We start from the raw sequence: 1278 nt of genomic DNA on the forward strand, positions 1-1278 counted from the left end.
TGGAGTTTAGTCTAAAAAATGGACACCTCAAATCGGGGGATTGCATTACAATCAAACCCAATGAGGTGAACCCAATGGCCAGAAAAACAGAGTACGACGTGGAGTTCAAGCAACAAGCGGTGCGGCTGGTACTGGAGTTAAAAAAGCCCATCGCCCAAGTCGCACGGGAACTCGGGGTGCCGGAAAATACGCTCCAAGGCTGGATTAAGGCCGCCCGCAAGGATCCGGCGCAGCCCTTTGTGGGCAGTGGCCGTTTGCGGCCAGAAGATCAGGCGATGCGCGACCTTCAGAAGCGCCTCCGGGATCTTGAAGAGGAGAACGCGATTCTAAAAAAAGCGATGCGCATCTTCACCAACGATCGGAAGTAAAGTTCGCCTTCATCCACGAACACCGCTTCACCTTCCGAATCATGAAGATGTGCGAGGTCTTGCAGGTGTCCCGAAGCGGGTATTATGCGTGGCGCGACCGACCCGTCAGTCCCCAAGCACAACGCCGCGCTCAGCGCGCGGCCGCGGTCCGGGAAGCCTGGGCTCTGTCCGGCGGACGCTATGGCAGTCCCAAAATCACCGCCGCCTTGCGGCGGGATGGGGAGCGGATTAGCCATAAGACGGTGGCCCAGCTGATGCGCACGCAGCAGATTCGGTCGCGGGTGGTCCGGAAGTACAAGGCGACGACCAATTCTCGGCATGCCTACCCGGTCGCCGAGAACCGCCTCAACCAACACTTCGTGGCCGATCGGCTCCATGCGGTGTGGATGGCAGACATCACCTATATAGCGACGGATGAAGGCTGGCTGTATTTGGCCACGTTAGAGGACTTGTACTCCCGCCAAATCGTCGGTTGGGCGATGGACCAGCGCATGACCCAAGATCTCGTCCTCCGGGCCTTAGATCGCGCGGTGCAACGGCACCGCCCACCGGCCGGGGTAATTCATCACTCGGACCGCGGTAGTCAGTACGCCGCGACAGCGTACCAGCAAGAATTGCGGGCCTACGACATGGTGGCCAGTATGAGCCGGAAAGGTAATTGTTACGACAACGCCTGCATCGAGTCCTGGCACAGCCTCTTGAAGAAGGAGCTGGTTTACTTGCAGCGCTTCAAGAGCCGGGCCGACGCCCAATTGGCCATATTCGAGTACATTGAGGGGTTCTACAATCGGCGGCGGTTACACAGTGCCTTGGGCTACCGGACTCCGCAAGAAGTCGCCACGGCCGCCCGACAGTCGGTTTCGTGACAAAACCCCGAATTCGAGGTGTCTAAATTCTTGACCTAAGTCCA

The 1278-nt window shown here is 58.4% G+C and carries 1 protein-coding gene; it reads left to right on the forward strand.

Going from position 1 to position 1278, the window contains the following annotated elements:
• Positions 1-74 precede the first annotated feature (74 nt).
• Positions 75-1234 (forward strand): IS3 family transposase gene (locus HIJ39_RS22985; RefSeq protein WP_275107411.1). Its coding sequence is split into 2 segments (ribosomal slippage): positions 75-327 and positions 327-1234, totalling 1161 coding nucleotides; the frame shifts between segments, so codons are not numbered across the junction.
• Positions 1235-1278: the final 44 nt, after the last annotated feature.

This window comes from Sulfobacillus harzensis (assembly GCF_012933365.1).
Lineage (GTDB): Bacteria > Bacillota > Sulfobacillia > Sulfobacillales > Sulfobacillaceae > Sulfobacillus_B > Sulfobacillus_B harzensis.